General features: G+C 50.3%; 19 protein-coding genes. 18 read left to right on the top strand and 1 reads right to left on the bottom strand.

Annotated features, from left to right (window positions below; all coding sequences use genetic code 11):
• The first annotated feature begins 65 nt into the window (after positions 1-65).
• The 18 genes from Mcas_RS09740 (at position 66) to Mcas_RS09655 (ending at position 15,309) form a co-directional block, all read left to right on the top strand.
• Complete coding sequence (locus tag Mcas_RS09740) at positions 66-743, top strand: EcsC family protein (protein WP_040335339.1); 678 nt, start codon at positions 66-68, stop codon at positions 741-743.
• Positions 728-1,315 (top strand): LemA family protein, encoded by a 588-nt coding sequence (locus Mcas_RS16720; RefSeq protein WP_052567107.1) that lies wholly within the window; start codon positions 728-730, stop codon positions 1,313-1,315. The genes Mcas_RS09740 and Mcas_RS16720 overlap by 16 nt, the downstream gene beginning before the upstream one ends.
• A gap of 40 nt (positions 1,316-1,355) precedes the next feature.
• Positions 1,356-2,249: a cation diffusion facilitator family transporter gene (locus Mcas_RS09730; RefSeq protein ID WP_040335338.1), complete on the top strand. Its 894-nt coding sequence runs from the start codon at positions 1,356-1,358 to the stop codon at positions 2,247-2,249.
• Positions 2,246-2,629 carry a hypothetical protein gene (locus tag Mcas_RS09725; RefSeq protein ID WP_040335337.1) on the top strand — a complete coding sequence of 128 codons (384 nt, stop codon included), beginning with the start codon at positions 2,246-2,248 and terminating at the stop codon, positions 2,627-2,629. The genes Mcas_RS09730 and Mcas_RS09725 overlap by 4 nt, the downstream gene beginning before the upstream one ends.
• Before the next feature lie 58 nt (positions 2,630-2,687).
• Positions 2,688-3,338, top strand: coding sequence for a tetratricopeptide repeat protein (locus Mcas_RS16715; protein WP_052567106.1), 651 nt, complete (start codon positions 2,688-2,690; stop codon positions 3,336-3,338).
• A gap of 38 nt (positions 3,339-3,376) precedes the next feature.
• Positions 3,377-3,616 (top strand): hypothetical protein, encoded by a 240-nt coding sequence (locus Mcas_RS09715; RefSeq protein WP_040335336.1) that lies wholly within the window; start codon positions 3,377-3,379, stop codon positions 3,614-3,616.
• 35 nt (positions 3,617-3,651) lie between these two features.
• On the top strand, positions 3,652-5,466 hold the full coding sequence (locus Mcas_RS09710; RefSeq protein ID WP_040335335.1) for a trypsin-like peptidase domain-containing protein: 1,815 nt from the start codon (positions 3,652-3,654) through the stop codon (positions 5,464-5,466).
• The gene (locus Mcas_RS09705; protein WP_052567105.1) at positions 5,463-6,185 is read left to right on the top strand and encodes a LemA family protein; all 723 of its coding nucleotides are present in this window, start codon (positions 5,463-5,465) and stop codon (positions 6,183-6,185) included. The genes Mcas_RS09710 and Mcas_RS09705 overlap by 4 nt, the downstream gene beginning before the upstream one ends.
• Positions 6,186-6,200: 15 nt before the next feature.
• Positions 6,201-6,641 (top strand): hypothetical protein, encoded by a 441-nt coding sequence (locus Mcas_RS09700; RefSeq protein ID WP_040335334.1) that lies wholly within the window; start codon positions 6,201-6,203, stop codon positions 6,639-6,641.
• A gap of 197 nt (positions 6,642-6,838) precedes the next feature.
• Positions 6,839-7,897 (top strand): coiled-coil domain-containing protein, encoded by a 1,059-nt coding sequence (locus Mcas_RS09695; RefSeq protein WP_040335333.1) that lies wholly within the window; start codon positions 6,839-6,841, stop codon positions 7,895-7,897.
• The gene (locus Mcas_RS09690; RefSeq protein ID WP_040335332.1) at positions 7,894-9,045 is read left to right on the top strand and encodes a coiled-coil domain-containing protein; all 1,152 of its coding nucleotides are present in this window, start codon (positions 7,894-7,896) and stop codon (positions 9,043-9,045) included. Before Mcas_RS09695 ends, Mcas_RS09690 begins: the two co-directional genes overlap by 4 nt.
• Complete coding sequence (locus Mcas_RS09685; RefSeq protein WP_040335331.1) at positions 9,046-10,116, top strand: sulfite exporter TauE/SafE family protein; 1,071 nt, start codon at positions 9,046-9,048, stop codon at positions 10,114-10,116.
• Between the two features lie 30 nt (positions 10,117-10,146).
• Positions 10,147-10,758: a hypothetical protein gene (locus Mcas_RS09680; RefSeq protein WP_040335330.1), complete on the top strand. Its 612-nt coding sequence runs from the start codon at positions 10,147-10,149 to the stop codon at positions 10,756-10,758.
• A 73-nt stretch (positions 10,759-10,831) separates the two neighbouring features.
• Positions 10,832-11,797 (top strand): HEAT repeat domain-containing protein, encoded by a 966-nt coding sequence (locus tag Mcas_RS09675; RefSeq protein ID WP_040335329.1) that lies wholly within the window; start codon positions 10,832-10,834, stop codon positions 11,795-11,797.
• Between the two features lie 14 nt (positions 11,798-11,811).
• A complete protein-coding gene (locus Mcas_RS09670) occupies positions 11,812-12,429 on the top strand; it encodes a hypothetical protein (protein ID WP_040335328.1) in 618 nt (205 codons plus the stop codon).
• Positions 12,426-13,145 carry a hypothetical protein gene (locus Mcas_RS09665; RefSeq protein ID WP_040335327.1) on the top strand — a complete coding sequence of 240 codons (720 nt, stop codon included), beginning with the start codon at positions 12,426-12,428 and terminating at the stop codon, positions 13,143-13,145. Before Mcas_RS09670 ends, Mcas_RS09665 begins: the two co-directional genes overlap by 4 nt.
• 4 nt (positions 13,146-13,149) lie before the next feature.
• Positions 13,150-13,752, top strand: coding sequence for a hypothetical protein (locus Mcas_RS09660; protein ID WP_040335326.1), 603 nt, complete (start codon positions 13,150-13,152; stop codon positions 13,750-13,752).
• Positions 13,753-14,058: 306 nt separating this feature from the next.
• Positions 14,059-15,309 (top strand): 3-deoxy-D-manno-octulosonic acid transferase, encoded by a 1,251-nt coding sequence (locus Mcas_RS09655; RefSeq protein WP_162176298.1) that lies wholly within the window; start codon positions 14,059-14,061, stop codon positions 15,307-15,309.
• 11 nt (positions 15,310-15,320) lie between these two features.
• On the opposite strand, the gene ilvD is transcribed toward Mcas_RS09655, so the two are convergent.
• Entirely contained in the window at positions 15,321-16,976 is a 1,656-nt protein-coding gene (gene ilvD / locus Mcas_RS09650; protein ID WP_040335325.1) for a dihydroxy-acid dehydratase, read from the bottom strand.
• Positions 16,977-16,989 lie beyond the last annotated feature (13 nt).

The following is a 16,989-nucleotide window of genomic DNA, read 5'->3' as shown; positions in this document are numbered from 1 at the left end:
CCTGTAAATCCTTTAATCTGTTTAATCTTGGTTCAGACAGTTTCTTCCACTTAAACGATAAATAGATGAAAGAGAAAGATTTTGATTGGTTTGAGAAGCTGTTGATAGTCACTGGCACTAACCTGGCAGAGATCAAGGGTGAGGTGCAGGACATCATGAGGGAGTATGAAGGCGAATACGAAGGCGTACCTAAAAAGATAGTGGCATACAAGGTGGCAAGTAAATTGATAAGAGACAGCGCCCTGAAGGCCGGAACAGTCGGTGGAGTATCGGGTGCATTTGCAACGATCCCCGGGCTGGGGACAATTAGCTCCATTGTCCTGGCCACAACGGCAGACATAGCCATACTATTGAGGTTACAGGTGGAACTCTGCTACTGCATAGCCGTGGCTTACGAGGTCAACCTCAACGAGGATGAACTCCGGGCAATCACGCTTGCGATCCTGGGATTTTCAGGCTCAACACAGTGCGTAAAAGGCATAACGGCCGGGGTCACCAGAAAGCTCATTGATGAGTTGGCCGAAAATTACCTCAAGGTCGGCATTGCAAAGGCAACCGAAGGCGTGGCCGAGGCGTTGCTCCCGCGCCTGATGCGCAACGTGTTTAAGTTCATGCCCCTTGTGGGCGTGCCCCTGGGGGCGTCTATTAATATAGCGTCAACCATAAAGTTGGGCAACCAGGCACGGAAGTACTTCAGCACGTGGCACGACCCCGTAGAGTTGGATGTATGCGTCGGAGAATAGGCAAGAAAAAACTGTTTTTGGTTGTTGTACCACTGGCGATTTTCTTTCTGACAGTGGCAGAGAGGGACTTGGTCTACAACAGACTCATAGACAAACAACACTTTGTGCATATAGCCAAAAGTGGGGTAGAGGCTGAAACCCAACGCCGTCATGACGTTGTGTACGGTAACATGGCGGTGGCAAAGAGATACGTGGAGATAGAAAAACAGGTGTTTGAGAAATTGAGCACGTTAAATGGGATGATAAAAGACAACGCCCCCGTAAATGACAGGGGCAAGGTCCAGGATGAGATCATAGTGCTGATGAGAGACCTCAATCTCATAGCCGAAGCCTATCCCGGCATAAAGGCAAAAGGCCCCTACATGTTCCTGATGGAAACGATGCAGGAGGCAGGAATACGGTTAAGCAATGCACGGCATAACTACAACAGCATCCTGTATGAGTACAACGTGTTTTGCCGGATGTTCCCGTTTAACATCTTTGCCCGTCTGTCGGGCTTCAGGGAAGAGGAATTCTACGAGGCCGTGCACGGGGCAAACAAGGTCCCGACCTTTTTACAGTTGACAAAGTGAAAGAGACTGAGTTGATAAGGAGGACATAAGACGATAGTTTATGAAGTATCCTGAATGTGAAGTATGCGGTAAATGGTCGCCGCGATTGAGTTTTGTCGGTAATTCCGCCATATCGGTGTTCAAGTTTGTCGTGGGCATACTGACCGGCAGTAAGGGGCTTGTGGCAGACGCCATCCACTCGGTGGCCGATGCGATATCGTCCCTGTTTGTCCTCATAGCCCTGAAGATATCGTCCAAGCCCAAAGACAAGGGACACCCCTTCGGACACGGCAAGATAGAGTATATCAGCACGATATCGGCCAGCATATTTATATTTATATGTGCAACGATGATATTTATAGATGCCCTGCACAGCTTTAAAAGCGGTGTTCGTGAGGTGCCGGAAAATGCCGCCATCTTGGCCACTGTCATAGCGTTGATATTCAGCTACCTTATGTACTCATCCAACTCGTGTGCCGGAGGGCAGCTCAACAGCCCCGCACTCATGGCCGATGCCGCAGAGAGCAAGGCAGACAGTCTGACTTCGGTGGCAGTGCTCCTGGGTCTGATCGGAACAAAGATCGGTTACACGCAGGCCGATACGGTGGCAGCGGCGGTGGTCGCCCTGTTCGTCTTCCACATCAGCGTGGAGATGTTCCTCAAGGGCGTAAACGGTCTTATAGACGTCTCCATGGACAAGGAGGTCATAACGACCATCGTTGATATGTGTATGAAGGTAGATGGCGTTGAGGGCGTAAAGAGCGTAAAATCCAGGTGCATGGGGCAAAAGTGTGCCGTTGACGTGAGCATCGACGTCTCAAACAAAGAGACGGTGTTGAGCGTACATAATATAGCAGAGCAGATAAGACAGGCAATTACGCTAAATATAGATGAGATAGACGAGGTCTTTGTAAAGGCACAACCAATTGGAAAATGGAGGTTTTGGGGCACATGATTGGTGTTGAACTAACGGGTTATATTGCTTTAATTGTACTGATAGTCGCAAACGTGTACTATCCCGCAAGGATGATCGCAAGGACGTTCTTCAACGATGTCAGTGAGGTAAAGGCGTTTTTTAACAAGTATCTGGGCTTGCACATGTATCTGAACTTCTTTGGCCTGCTGATCGTGGCAATACATGGGCACAGCGCCGAAGAGAGAAACATTGTCCTGCAGATAGCAATGATGCTGACGATATTTATGGCAGTTGCCGGCTTTACGATGTACCAGAAGGCAAAAAAAGGGCAGGGCAGAGATGATGATCTCTATCACGCCAAACAGATATTGTTCTTTGCATGGTTCATAACCGTACTGGTGGGACATGCAATACTGTAAGCTAAAGAGAATTAAGTTAGTATCTATGTATATGAAAGACGGAGGTTTTAATTAACGGATGATGGAAAAGTTTGACACAAGTGACCTGCAGGTCTTGTTGAAAGTGGCAAAGGTCAATTCAGGAAAATTCCTGGATACGATGATCGGCTACTACAACAAGATATTTCAGATATCCAGCGCAGAGACAACAACTATTTATATGGATATTGGCGACAAGAAACGCACAAAGGGAGATTTTGACGGCGCCATCAGGGCATACAAAAAAGTGCTCAAGGCCGACCCCAATAATGTCGATACCCTCCTGAAGCTCGGCAAGACATACATGGATATCGGATTGCCCAATGACGCCATAGAAACTCTGCGGAAATTTGTAGTCCTCGATACGACCTCGGCAGAGGCATACTATATACTGGGATCGGCCAACTTCATGATCGACGAAAAGCAGGCGGCCATAGATGCCCTGGAGCGCGCCATTGCGCTAAACAGCGGTTATGCGGATGCCTACTATAAAATCGGCTTGGTCTATGACAGTATGGCCGAACACGACAAGGCCATAGAGGCTTACGAAAAGACAATATCGATTAAACCCGGCTTTATCAGGGCGTATCAGAGCATTGGACTGGCCTACGAGGGCAAGGGGCTAAGGGATGAGGCCGTGAAGTACTTCAAGAAGGCCCTGGAAAAAGAAGAAAAAAAGGCAAGGTATTAAATGTTTAAGATAAATAAAAAAAACGTAAGGAGTGTAATATGCTGAGTATTGTTTTTGGGTTGATAGCAATATGCCTGGGACTGTGGGGTTTGTCCAACTACTGGTGGTATATAGTAGACGTGTTTGTCGGTATCTTGCCGCTGTTTTTGATCTTTGGCGGATTTATAGCGGTACTGGCCGGAATAAGAAATACCGGACTTACTGCTAAAATGAAGGACAACAACGTAAACAAGACAGAGGCCCATGAAGCTGATGAAGCTGATGAAACTAACACTTAGGGTTGTGGCATAAGCTATAATGATAGGAGAAGGCTATGGAAAATTACAACACAGAAGATAGCATGGAGCGTCAGGCCGAAAGCTGCCCCAAGAGTTACAAGCCTTGGATATGGACGATAGTGATTATGGCCGTGCTGACCCTCGGATGGGCTGTATATGAGAGCTATCAGAAGGGCAGTATAGTCAGAAAGCTCCTGGAGACCGACGACTATAAGGGCATGGCCAAGGGCAAACTGTCAGGCTTCTACAACACCGCCGGGACAACCCAGGTAAAGGCCAAGATATCCCAGAAGACGTATCACGAAGTTATAGATGCCGTGCGCCCGTCCCTGGTTGGCATAGACGTTGCCGTTGGCCCGATGCAGAACGCACAGGCCCCGGACCCAAATAATAACAACGTAACCTTCATTGCCGCCGGCGAACCAGCAGTCAACTACACGAGGGTAGGCTCCGGTGTCATCATAGAACCAAGCGGCTACGTCCTGAGCAGTTACCACGTCGTCTCAGGTGCGGTTGCGATGAAGGCCACCGTTTACGATGCCGAAGGGGCAGCACGGGAGTATCAGCTAAAACTGGTAAACGCCGATAAGGAAAACGACCTGGCGCTGTTGCTTATACAGGGTAAGGGACCATTTCCATATGCGTTCCTGGGAGACGCCAACAAGACAAGAACCGGAGACTTCGTCCTCGCAATGGGAAGCCCCTACGGTTTTGACCAGACCATTACAAACGGCATAATCAGCAGCCGAAACAGAACCATAACCATCGGCGGTCGTATATATGAGGGAATGCTCCAGACCGACGCCCCAATTAACAAGGGCAACAGCGGTGGCCCGCTGGTCAACCTTGATGGCGAAGTAATAGGAATCAACACGGCCATCTATTCCCCAATGGGCACGTTTAGCGGGATTGCGTTTGCCGTACCGATAGACAGGGCATCCGAACTGGTTGCCGGCGTGGTGGACTTCAAGGGTGGTGCAGTGCCCGTTGCCGCCGGACAATTGGTGGCCTGGCAGCGCAGTGGCCGACAGGTAGGAAACAGCTTCAAGCTCCCCAACGGTCAGATCATAACCCCGCCCCATCCCTACAAGGGCAAGTGCATCACGTGTCACCCGCAGTTGTGCGTAAACAATGGCGCCGGCATGGGACCAGGCATTGGTATTGGACCTGGTATGGGTCAGGGTGGCAATATGCCTGCTGCAATGGGGCAACAGGGTCCGATCCAGCAGGTGGCAGCACAGGCCAACATCAACGATGAGCCATTCCTGGGTATAGTTGTCCAGTCGGTTGATACGGTCGTGGCCGACCACAACGGCATGATCCATCCCGCAGGCGTCCTGGTAGACAGGGTCTATCCCCGTACAACCTCCGAAGCAGCCGGACTCCAAAGAGGAGATATCATACTCAGAGTAGATGGCAGACGTGTAAATACGCCGGTTGACTTTAAACAGGAACTGGCCAAAAAGAAGATAGGCGCAAAGTTCGAATTCGAAGTGCTGCGCAACAAGGCAACGATAAAGATCAAGATAAAGACCGATCAACAACCACCGTTTCTGCCGGAGACCAAGCTCAAGCCAATAAAGGAGTTTGTCTGGTTGGGTTCGGAGTTCCAGCCGCTTAAACAGCCGCTTGCGTTCTACGTCAAAAACGGCGTGTTCGCAGCCGACATAGAAGGAGTCCTGGCCAGGGCCGGTCTGATGCGTGGCGATATCATCGTGGGCATCAACAAGATGGACGTCAACGACATGCCGTCCTTTATCGAAATAACCGGCAAGTTAAAACCAGGCAAGGGCATCCTGCTTGACGTACTCAGAGCGGGCGAGTTCCTCTACATAACGGTGCCTCAATGAATGAAAAGGTGCAAATGAACAGGATCATCAAAAAGCTCTACGCCAAAGAGCTTGGGCTTATTGAGGCCGCTCCTGTTGTGCGCATAAGGAGGATAAACCCCCTTACCCTGATCAGACAGCAGTTGTGGAGCAGGCACTCCGCTGCCGTCCGGGTCGCAATGTTTGCCCTTTTTATGGCAATGATATCGGCAGCCATATACTACTACAACGCATTTACGATTAATGTCTATAAGGTAAAGATGGAGGCCGCACAGATCGACGTGCAGTTGCAACGCCGAAACGACCTCATCCCAAACCTCATAGCGGTCGTCAAGGAGTACATGGGATACGAAAAGAACGTGTTCCTGCACACCGCTGACGTAAGGTCTGCGGTAAAGTCCATAGAGGACACGCTCAAAAAGCCCGGCACCGTTGCCGGGGTCGCCGCCGCAGGTGCAAAAGAACTTGAAATGGCCTCCGCACTGTCAAAGTTCCAGGCAGTGGCCGAGGCCTACCCGGCCCTCAAGGCATCCGATGCCTACCAGGCGCTGATGAAGGAACTCTCCGATACCGAAACACGAATCGCCGAGATGCGCATAAACTACAACAAAGCAGTGACGTTTTACAATTCAAGGCTAAATATGTTCCCGGCGAACCTGTTTAACCTTTTGTTTAGTTTCAGACCCATCGAGGCATTTGAATCAGAACAGGGCGCAAAGTCTTCGCCCAGGATGAAGTAAAAAGAGGTGTAAACTATGGTTGAAAGCGACATCGAACAGAAGATAAAGACCATGAACGAGGGCGAAAAAAATACCCTCCTCAAAGACCTGCTAGTGGCAGCCCTGAAGGTTAAGGATATCTCCGACTCAAGGAAGGCCGTGATGGGCGAACTCAAAAAAACCTCCGAACGGGTAATTAGCGACGTCGTTAAGGTGATGGAAGACCAGATAGTCCGCGCCGAAAGCGAAAAGGAAGAACTCAAGGTACAAATCAAAAAACTCCAGGACAACACCGCCCAGTATGAGCAAAAGATAGCAAAGGTTACGCGCGAAAGCGACGAAAAACTACGGGCCTTCAACGAAGTCCTGGAAAAAACGGAAATGGTCGCAGCACAAGCACTGAAAGAAAAAAGCGAAGTCCAGGAAAAACTAAAGAGACTCCAAGATAGTTGGGAGAGCTTTGTCAGTGGGACGTAAAGTGTATTTGGTAGTCAGATATATGATTGAAATATTGTATCTAAGCATACACGGCAAACAAGGTATAATGGGGTCAAGGGGACTGGTCCCCTTGCAGGGGGGTCTGAGGGGGGCCAGGAGCGTCCTGGAGCGACAAAGAAGCGGCTCCGCCCCCTCCTTGTGCCTCTTTTTAACCATAAGAGGGGGATAATTTTTCTATGGTTGCAATACGGATATCAAATGGTAACGGGTCAGAGACCCAGGAGTTTGACGAACTAAACGGTAAGTCCAAATATCTCTCCACCGAACTGGAGGAGTTGATTGCCGAGTTCAATCGCCTCAACGCGACAATCGAAAAAGACGGCTATAACCTACAAAAAACAAAGTCGGAACTGGCACAGAACGACCTCGAGATAAAGGCAGCCTCCGATGTAATCCTGAATTACAGGAACAAAAAAGCCAAACTCGGAGACCCCGACGAAATACTCAAGGAACTGGATTTCCTCGATAAACGCCTGTCCACCCTACAGGAGGACGAAAGAAAACTCAAGGCGGATATCTCCAAAACGGAAACCCTCTCCTATAACGACAACCTGGACATCGAAGAGTTAAAGACAAGGTTGCAAGCCCTGGTGTCCTCAATTGAAACAAATACGTCTCAGAAGGAGTCCCTGACGGTACAGGTGCGTCAACTGCAAGAAATAGCAGCAGTCTTTGTCCAGGCAGAGGCCCTCGAAAAAGAACTGGATACCCTCAACAACGACTATGACAACTACGTCAATGACCTCGACAAGGTCAAAACGTCACTGTCAAGGGAAACGGATATCGTCGAATCACTCAGAGGCAGCGTAAAACAGTATGAAACCCAGTGCAAAGAACTCGAAATAAAAACCAGGGGCGTGGACGAACTGGTCAAAGAACGCGCGTTTATGAAGTCCGAAATCGAGTTCATATCTCCCCAGGTGACTAGCTATGACATACACATACGGGATCTCACCAGGGACCTCGAGGCCAGACAGGCAGAACTCAATACCCTGGCCGGTGGCAACGCACAGAGCAAGGAAGAGTTAAGGCTGATAGACGATGAAATCGCCCAAAAAGACGGTGAACTTCAAGCAGTTGCCGAGCAGCGCCAAAGAAGCGACGAACTGGCCGCTACACTTGAAAAAACCCTCAACAACCTCAAAGAGGCATACATGGATAAAATGATCCTGGATACCGAAATGCAGTCTATCGACGGCAAAGCAAGCCTCATAGCCCAGGCGGTGCGCTTATGATGACCAGAGACTACAGCCCCAAAGAGACTACCTACAACAGAGAGGAGATGCTCGATCTCATAAGTAATGTGGTACAAACGCTGGTCATTAAAAAGAGGATCATCGCCCTGAAATCGGAGATCGCCAAAAAGCTCAGAGACGTTCAATACATGCAGGACAAGGTCGCCACAGTCAGGAAAAAAAGCATCGACCTTAAAACTTCCATCTCTGACTTGGGTAAAAAGTTGGCCCAGTCCCGCGAGTCTCTGAAGAACTACAGAGAGGAAAAGGCAAAGGTACTCATCTGGCTGGAAAAACTCAAGGAGTTTGAAAATACCCCTGGCCTCATCGACGACAAAAAGAGACAGGTGCAAACGTTGACCGACAGCGTTCACAAGCTCTCGGAGAGATTTAAGACGCTCGATAAGTCATACAAGGAGGTCAGCAAACTCAAACAAGACCTGCTCCGCAATACGGAGGAAAAAACAAAAACCGCAGACAAACTCTCAGACGAAGTGCTCACCCTCCAGCGGCAAAAAGACCAACACGCCGATAAACCCTACCTGACCGCAAGCAAGGACGAACTCTCCGCAATGCAAAAGGAGGCCGCAGCAAAAATAAAAGACCTCCAGCAAGAGATCAAAAAGGTCAAGGACATGCTCACCAAGGGCAAAGCCGAGCTTACACAGGCACAGGCCAGTCTGACCAAAGAAACCCGGGAAAAGGAAAAACTCTCCGCCACCGAAAAGGAACTCGAAGAAAAAATCGCCTACTACACCTCCATAGAGGACAAGGATGTACTGAGCGCCGATATCGATGAACTCAAAAAACAACGTATCGCCATCATTGCAGAACTCGAAGAAAAACAACGCAGGATACATGAACTTGAAAATAGCATCGAATCAACAAACGAAGCCATCGAAGCTGAAAAACACTTCACCGAAAACTTCGAAAAACGTAAACTGCTCTTGGAGGAAAAAAGAAAGCAGGTCGAAGGTATCCCGCAAAAACTGGCAGAGTACAGCCGGCAAGCGGATATCAATGAACGCTTGATACATCAGAGTAAGCAACTCAATGGTTATATAGATGCCGTAAATAAACTCATAGATGCCGAAGTCAAAGGCATTGAGAAGTACTTTAAGGTATTTGAAGAGGCGGTTGCAAAGTAAATGCTGATGAAATCAATCCAACAAACAACCCAAAAGGTGATCCGACAGGCAGTCTGGGAGATGAAGACACAAAACCCCCTGTTGCTGCTGCTGATACTGGGAGGCATATGCTGTATCGCTTGGTTGATGTTTGACGTCACCTCAACAACAACCATGTCGGCAAATCCACCCGTCATAACCGTAGACCCGGATGTTGCAGCAGATATGGTAATGCTGGAGACAACCCCCATGATCGGCGTCGGCCAGACCCTTCATGAGCCAATAGACGGTTTTTTTGAGATCGTGTTACTGCTTGTCGTAGGGGTCTCAATCGGCTTTATCGGTACGCTGATAGGGGCAGGGGGAGGATTTCTGGTAGTGCCGGTGTTGATTATATTTTATAAGTTCCTACCGCACTATGCAGTTGGAACCTCTATGATTATCGTCTTTCTCAACGCCCTCTCAGGTACGTTTGCATACGTGTCACAGAGACGCATAGACTACGAAATCGGCATCAAATATTCCGTGGTGGCCATCCCCGGCGTGATCATCGGCGCCGTGCTCGCCCTCAATATAAGCATCAATACCTTTTACGCTATATTTGCCATGTTGCTGACCGTGATGGCATATGTGCTGATCTTCGTAAACGACTTCTGTCTGGTCAGGGAAAAAGTTGATGACCTGCCACTGCGCCGGACACTGCGTGACTCCTTCGGTACAACTTATGTCTACAGTCCCGATATGGCCATAGGGTTTTCGGGCAGCTTTATCGTAGGCATCATATCGGGTCTGCTGGGTCTGGGTGGAGGCATTATACACGTCCCATTTATGAACTTCATCGGTATGCCCCTGCACGTGGCCACGGCTACGTCGCACTTTATAATAGTCATAACCAGCTTCTTCGGCCTCGTAACCTTCCTTGGACTTGGGGCCGTCAATGTAGATTATGCCGTAGTCCTGGGAATTGGCTCGATCCTGGGCGCCTATTACGGGGCAAGGGCCTCTATCAAAACACACTCGGAGATGTTGAAAAAGATCATCGCAGTACTGTTGGTGCTCTTGTCGATTAAACTATTTCTGAATATCACATAAGGATTATATAAAAAAAGTTAGGAGGATACAATGCAGCAAGAGACGCAGAGAAAAGGATTTATGGGTGGCGTGGCAAGGGCACTAAATGCCACAGGCAGCTTTATGGTAAGTGCATACGACGTCAGCGCTGACTTCACAGTGGCTATGTACAATCAGTTAAAAAAGACTCCAGACCTCTTGAAAAAGACTCCGGACCTCTGGAAGAAAACAGTAGACCTTATGAGTTTTACCCCCGCACTGGCATCCAAAACAAAAGACCTGTTTGTCGGTGGTGTGTCAAAGATTAAACTCAAAAAAGACGAAGCCGGTGAACTCGAAGACAAGATCGAAGAGTACGAAGACAAGATCAAGGGCCTGTTCTATGAGATAGGACAGGAGGGAGCGTCGGCAGAAAAACTCGACTCCGATAAAGCAAAAAAACTCATAAGTGACGTCAAGGAGTACGAAAAAGAGATACAGAGACTCAAGGTCCGTATAGCCGAGCTGGAAGACATCAAAAAGGCCGAAAAACTAAAACAAAAAGAGAAAAAAGGCCGAAGAGAAAAAAACCGCCGAAACAAAGGCAACAAGGAAAAAAGCCAAACCCGTAGATACCGGCACAGTCAACGCCAACATCAAGTCCAAGACCGACAAAGCCGTTAAACTGGGCGAGTTCGACACCGATTCCGATCGTGCAATATTCAGCAAGATAGCAGCCGACCTGCTCGACTCCGATATGGAGATAAAGATACTCTCCGCCGCAGAACTCGGAAAGATCGGTAACAAGGCAGCCGTCCCCATACTGCTTGAGGCCGTCAACTATAATAACCCGTTTTTGACCACCGAGGTCGTCAACTCCCTGACCAATATAGGAGATACACAGGCAATAGAGCTGTTTGTCGATCTCCTCAACGATCCCGCTTACAGGGTCAGACTCAGCAGCCTCAGGGGTCTGTACAAAATAGGCGAAGGCGACAGGATAAAGCAGATACTCACCGAAGCCCTGAAAGACGAGCATCCCGAAGTAAGACGCATGGCCGCCACATACATCGGCTGGAAGGATATCACGGAGGCCGTACCGTCCCTCGTGCAGTCGCTTAACGACAAGGAGGACAAGGTCAGAAAGGCCGCCGCCATTACCTTGGCAAGTCTCAAGGACAAGACGGCTGTGCTACCGCTGATGAGACTCCTGGGTGATGACAACGTAGAAATCAGAGAAAAGGCGCTGGAGTCATTGAGTATCCTCACGGGTGAGTCTATATCGTTTGACGTGCAGTTGTCGGGCAGCGCCCTTGCCGGTGCAATCGAGGAGCTGAAAGATTGGTGGCAAAAGGAGAAACTCGGCAAAGTGGAGTCCTTTGAGCTTCCCTCTGAGGGCGAAAGCGTATCGGTCGAAGCTGTAACAGAGGTACAAGAGGTCCCTGATGAGACATCACCGGAGGCATCCCCGGTACAAGAACCGGTAGCCGAAACCCACGAGTCGATCACCGAGGCAGCCCTTGCCGCCATGTCAGCAGAGGAGCCTGCTGCAGAAGAATCAGCCGCACTGGAAGCAACCACCGAAGGCCAGGACAGCAGACTATCCGAGGCACAACTGCGCGATATGTCAAAGTCCGAAATCATAGCCCTATGCACTGAGCGTGGCATCGAGTGCGATGAGACCTTTACAAAGACCGAGCTAATAGAGTTATACCTCAAATAAGGAGGTAGTGATAAATGCCACAGGAGCAGATAAACGAGCAGATAACGGATTCCAATCCGGTTACACCCATCAACGATCAGGGTATAAATGCAGACTCCATCGTGGAGGATGTATTAAAAAAAACCGAAACGGAACTGGAACTGGTAAAAAAACAGGTCAAGTCCCTGGAGGACAAAAACGAACTGCTTACAAAGGATGCAAAGGTGCTTGAACTCCAACTCCTTGACAAGAGAATGGAACTCAAGAAGCTGCTCAGACAGGCCAACGAGATCAGAGGAAAGCAGCTCAAACCCATGATAGATGAAAACAGCCTAGTCTTTGACACCGACTTCCTGCAGGCGGAGGTCACAAGGCTGGGTGAGGTCTATGACAGCGTCTCGGAACAGTTGAACGAGGATATATTTGTCCTTGGCAACATCATCATGGATATCGAGTTCATGAAGGGTGAAATGAATATCTACAAGGAAAAGATCAACTCTGTCCAGGGGGATATACCCAGAAGGACGATAAGCCTTGCGGGCCTGGAGGACAAACTCATCCAGACCCATAAGGGCATGAAAAATCTTCTGGACAGAATGAAAGAGATCAACAAAAACGTCAAGGTAGAGTTTTACAAAAAGGAGACCAGATGACGCCAACAGATATAACGCAAAGAGATGCCAAAAGAGATGATATCTCAGATGCAGCAAACAACGTAACAGAGATGTCTGCCCCTGATATGGATGCCTTGGAGTTTCCCTTTGAGAGCAAGACACAACACCAGAGTCGTGCCCTGATGACTACGCCGCTGTTGTCTGAGATCAGGGGAATTGAGTTCCTCAAGGAAGTGATCAGTTCCGTTGACGTAGAAAAAACGCTCAACGACATGTTTGCCATAATAGGCAATATGGAAAAGCAGCTCAAGAAAGTGCTTTCCATAAACGCCATACTGGACAAGGACCTCAGGGCATCAAAGGAGATCATCTCAGAGCTGCGCCATGAAAAGGGACAGGTTGAGCAGAAACTCCAGCGCATCACCGATGAAACCGCAACCAAAGAGGAGCTGCAGGCAGAGATCGAGCACCTCATTGATGAAAGAAATATCGCCCAGACCGCCATAGTTGACATGAAAAAGGAGATCGGCGCCCTCAAACGCAAAGAACTGCTAGCCAGGGAACGTGCCGATGACCTGGAGATTGAGAAATCAGACCTGATCAGGGAAATCAACTACCTCGAGATAAGGTATTCCTCTGCGATAGAGGCAATCGGTCGTCTGGAGAGGGAGATTAGTACGCTTAGGGGTGAGCGTATAATCAATCTTGAAAAGATAAAGTCGCTTAAGAAAAACGCTACCACGCAGGCAGGGTAAAGCAATGTATAAGTTCAGAAGGACACAACAGCAGCCGCAAGCGCCACAGGAAAAAAGCGCCTACGAGGTACTCTACGACGGCATCAAGGATACGATCAGGGGGAAGCTGACGGAGTTAAAGGATTCAAGGGCGCGACAGGTTGAGCTTGAAAGTGAAAACAGGGAACTGGAAGCAAGAATAAAACAGCTCAAAAATGAAACCGAAGGAATTGATGCCGTAATAGCCTCAATTAGCCTTGAAATCAAGATGACCAACAACAGGGCGGCGGGCTATAATGGCAGCATAGAATCCTTAAGTTCCAGGAGAGAGTACCTCATTGAAGACGTCAACAGACTCAAGGTAAACATAAAGACCATCATGGTGGACATGGACAACTGTATGGCGCTTAAGACCCACCTCATAGACGAGGTGGATGCCATAAGGAGCGAACGTGACACCATCGTCAAAAAGCTCAGGAACATAGAAAACGGGGTACAGCAGATATCCCAAAGAAACGAAACCGTGCTTCCTCATCTGCAGGGGTACAATAAGGTACTCAGGCAGTTGTACACGGTCTGTAAGGAGACAGAAAACAAGATGGACGTGGCCATAAAACTCCTAACCTGACAACCTGCTCAAGATACAAAAGAAGGGGCATATAGCTTTAAGATAAAATATCCTTTGTTTTTTAGCGTGTTGTGCGAAATGTCGGCTTATGGGTCAGGGCAATCGCATTTGACCGTAAGAAAAAAAAAGGGGCGGCTCCGCTTCTTGTCGCTCCAGGTCGCACCTGGCCCCTTCAGAACCCCCTGCAAGGGGAGGGACGAGGCGTCCGGCCACGAAGAAGTCCTCTTTCCCATTATTTCACACTCAATTATCATGCCTGAAAAAACCTGTGTTATTTCAGTATACCCACATGTTATAATGTTCTTAATGATGTTTTTGTATAATGCCTTGTATACGGGGGCGTTGGCTCTGCTGCTTCCCTTTGAGTATTTCAAGCGGCCTGGGCCTCTCAGGAAGCGGTGGTTGTCCGACCGGTGTGGCTCCGGTGATTCCGGGGGCTGGAAGTCAAAGGATGCCCCTGTGGTCTGGCTGCACGCCGTGTCAGTGGGTGAGGTCATATCGGCCGTACCGCTTGTGAAAAAGATTTTGCAGGAGCTCACCCCCAACGTCGTTGTCTCAACGGTCACCGACACCGGTCAGGCCGTGGCCAGGCAGAAGTTTCAGAACAGTGTAAGACTTATCTACGTTCCCTTCGATCTGCCACACACGGTCAGACGGGCAGTTGAGTGTATAAGGCCCGATATCTTTATCGCAATGGAAACCGAGCTGTGGCCGGGGGTCTTTCATACCATGCACGCATACAACACGCCCGTGGTAGTTCTCAATGGCCGCATCTCCTCCAGGTCGTACAAGGGCTACAGACATATAAGGTTCTTCATGAAAGACGTCCTGTCTATGGTGAGCCTCTTTGGAATGCAGAACGAGGTCTACGCCAAACGGATCATAGATATTGGCGCCGATGAGAGTCGTGTAAAGGTCGTTGGCAACCTCAAATACGACATCGAATCACCGACGGTTGTGCCTGCGTGGGCTGAACAATTACCAGTACCAATGATTGTGGCCGGTTCCACGCATGAGGGCGAGGAAGAGATCGTACTGGCGGCCTTTAAGCGTCTCAGGGAGCAGTTTGCAGGGGTGGTATTGGTACTTGCCCCGCGACACCCGCAGCGTTTTGACGAGGCGGAGCGGTTGATCAAACGTGCGGGGCTGAGATGCTTGCGGCGGAGCATGTTTAGGGGTGTGCTGCCCCAGTTGGACGTGATACTTCTCGATAGCGTCGGAGAATTGGCCGCACTCTATGGGGCTGGGCAGGTCGCCGTCATGGGCGGCAGTTTTGCGCCAAAGGGCGGGCACAATCTCCTGGAACCGGCTTCGTGGGGGGTGCCGATTGTCTGTGGCCCGCACATGGACAACTTCCCCATGACCGGGGAGTTCATCCAGCAGGGTGCCGCCATTAGCGTGACTGCCGACAGCCTCTGCGACACTCTGGGAATGTTGCTTGCTGATAACTCATTGCGTCAACGCATGGGGACTGTGGCCAGGGAGTTGTACACAAGGAACTCCGGCGCCCTGGCACGGTGCGTCAAGGAAATAGCTCAGGTGCTAGCGGCAGGGTGAGGGTTTCTTTTCTATGTCTTCATGATGGCGCCAGTAGCTGCTGATGTAACCATCTTTGCATACCTGCTGAGGTATCCGGTCGTTATCTTTGGGGGTTGGGGCTGCCAATCCTTGAACCTCCTGCCGATCTCATCCTCGGCGACGAGCAGGTCGAGCCTCCGTTGCGGGATATCGATCCTGATCCTGTCGCCGTCCTGCACGATGGCGATGACGCCGCCCTCCATAGCCTCAGGCGATATGTGCCCCACACAAGGCCCACGCGTACCCCCGGAGAACCTGCCATCCGTGACGAGGGCTACCGAATCGCTCAATCCCATACCGGCAATCGCAGCCGTACACGATAGCATCTCCCGCATCCCGGGACCACCCTTGGGGCCCTCGTAACGGATCACCACCACGTCTCCGACAACTATCTTGCCCGACATGATGTCTGCCATCGCTTCTTCCTCGGAGTTAAACACCTTGGCCGTGCCCTCAAAACACATCATCTTCTCCACCACGGCAGACTGCTTGACCACCGCACCACCGGGGGCCAGTGTCCCACCGAGGATCGCTATCCCGCCCTCGGCGTGATGCGCCTGATCCAGCGGACGGATCACCTCATTGCTGACAATGACCGCCGCATCTATTATCGTGTGTGTACTCTTGCCGGAGACCGTCGGCATGTCGTGAAGCAACGAGGCAAGCCGCTTCATCACCGCCGGGATACCACCGGCATAATGCAAGTCCTCAAGGTAATGCTCGCCACCGGGGAGCATGTTGGCAATGTGCGGCGTCGTCTTGCTGAGTTCGTCAAACACCTCTATAGGCAACGATACTCCGGCGTCGTGGGCAATGGCCGGGATGTGTAACACCGTGTTGGTGGAGCCGCCAAGGGCAGTGTCTATGCGCATGGCGTTTTCAAATGCCTGACGAGTCATTATATCACGCGGCGTTATGTTGTCCCTGACCAGGTCTACAACCCTGCGACCGCTCTCAAAGGCAATGCGCTTCTTCTCAGAGGAAACCGCCAGGGCGGTTGCGCAAAAGGGCAGACTCATTCCCAGGGATTCTGTCACACAGGCCATCGTGTTGGCCGTGTACATCCCCTGACACGAACCCACCCCGGGACATGCGCACATCTCAAGGGCCTGAAGCTCGCTGTCTCCGATCAACCCCTTCTGATACCTGCCCACGGCCTCAAACGTGTCATTGACCAGCGACAGGCGTTTGTCACTAATACGTCCGGAGTGCATCGGCCCGGCCGTAACCACTATAGAGGGGATATTGACACGCGCTGCGGCCATCAACATCCCAGGGGTTATCTTGTCACAGTTGGTCAGCAACACCAGGGCATCAAACTGATGGGCATTCGCTATGGACTCTATCATGTCGGCTATCAGGTCGCGCGACGGTAGCGAATAATACATCCCACTGTGCCCCATCGCTATGCCGTCACAGATGCCCGGTATGCCAAAGAAAAACGGATATCCTCCGCCCGTATGCACACCCTTTTCAATAAACCGTTCCAGCTCTCGCATCCCGATATGCCCGGGGATGACGTCCGTAAAGCTCGTCGCAACCCCTACAAAAGGCTTATTCATCTCAGAGGGCGGTATCCCCGTTGCATAGAGGAGCGTCCGGTGAGGCACCCGCTCTATGCCCTTTTTTATCTTGTCACTGCGCAATGTCTATAACCTC

The sequence above is a fragment of the Candidatus Magnetobacterium casense genome (assembly GCF_000714715.1).
Taxonomy (GTDB): Bacteria; Nitrospirota; Thermodesulfovibrionia; order Thermodesulfovibrionales; family Magnetobacteriaceae; genus Magnetobacterium; species Magnetobacterium casense.
Note: the sequence above shows the minus strand (reverse complement) of the source record. Positions and strands in the feature narration are given on the sequence as shown.

Coding starts and splice junctions, on each gene's coding strand:
- Mcas_RS09740 (WP_040335339.1), top strand. CDS start 66: ATGAAAGAGAAAGATTTTGATTGGTTTGAGAAGCTGTTGATAGTCACT.
- Mcas_RS16720 (WP_052567107.1), top strand. CDS start 728: ATGCGTCGGAGAATAGGCAAGAAAAAACTGTTTTTGGTTGTTGTACCA.
- Mcas_RS09730 (WP_040335338.1), top strand. CDS start 1,356: ATGAAGTATCCTGAATGTGAAGTATGCGGTAAATGGTCGCCGCGATTG.
- Mcas_RS09725 (WP_040335337.1), top strand. CDS start 2,246: ATGATTGGTGTTGAACTAACGGGTTATATTGCTTTAATTGTACTGATA.
- Mcas_RS16715 (WP_052567106.1), top strand. CDS start 2,688: ATGATGGAAAAGTTTGACACAAGTGACCTGCAGGTCTTGTTGAAAGTG.
- Mcas_RS09715 (WP_040335336.1), top strand. CDS start 3,377: ATGCTGAGTATTGTTTTTGGGTTGATAGCAATATGCCTGGGACTGTGG.
- Mcas_RS09710 (WP_040335335.1), top strand. CDS start 3,652: ATGGAAAATTACAACACAGAAGATAGCATGGAGCGTCAGGCCGAAAGC.
- Mcas_RS09705 (WP_052567105.1), top strand. CDS start 5,463: ATGAATGAAAAGGTGCAAATGAACAGGATCATCAAAAAGCTCTACGCC.
- Mcas_RS09700 (WP_040335334.1), top strand. CDS start 6,201: ATGGTTGAAAGCGACATCGAACAGAAGATAAAGACCATGAACGAGGGC.
- Mcas_RS09695 (WP_040335333.1), top strand. CDS start 6,839: ATGGTTGCAATACGGATATCAAATGGTAACGGGTCAGAGACCCAGGAG.
- Mcas_RS09690 (WP_040335332.1), top strand. CDS start 7,894: ATGATGACCAGAGACTACAGCCCCAAAGAGACTACCTACAACAGAGAG.
- Mcas_RS09685 (WP_040335331.1), top strand. CDS start 9,046: ATGCTGATGAAATCAATCCAACAAACAACCCAAAAGGTGATCCGACAG.
- Mcas_RS09680 (WP_040335330.1), top strand. CDS start 10,147: ATGCAGCAAGAGACGCAGAGAAAAGGATTTATGGGTGGCGTGGCAAGG.
- Mcas_RS09675 (WP_040335329.1), top strand. CDS start 10,832: ATGGAGATAAAGATACTCTCCGCCGCAGAACTCGGAAAGATCGGTAAC.
- Mcas_RS09670 (WP_040335328.1), top strand. CDS start 11,812: ATGCCACAGGAGCAGATAAACGAGCAGATAACGGATTCCAATCCGGTT.
- Mcas_RS09665 (WP_040335327.1), top strand. CDS start 12,426: ATGACGCCAACAGATATAACGCAAAGAGATGCCAAAAGAGATGATATC.
- Mcas_RS09660 (WP_040335326.1), top strand. CDS start 13,150: ATGTATAAGTTCAGAAGGACACAACAGCAGCCGCAAGCGCCACAGGAA.
- Mcas_RS09655 (WP_162176298.1), top strand. CDS start 14,059: ATGATGTTTTTGTATAATGCCTTGTATACGGGGGCGTTGGCTCTGCTG.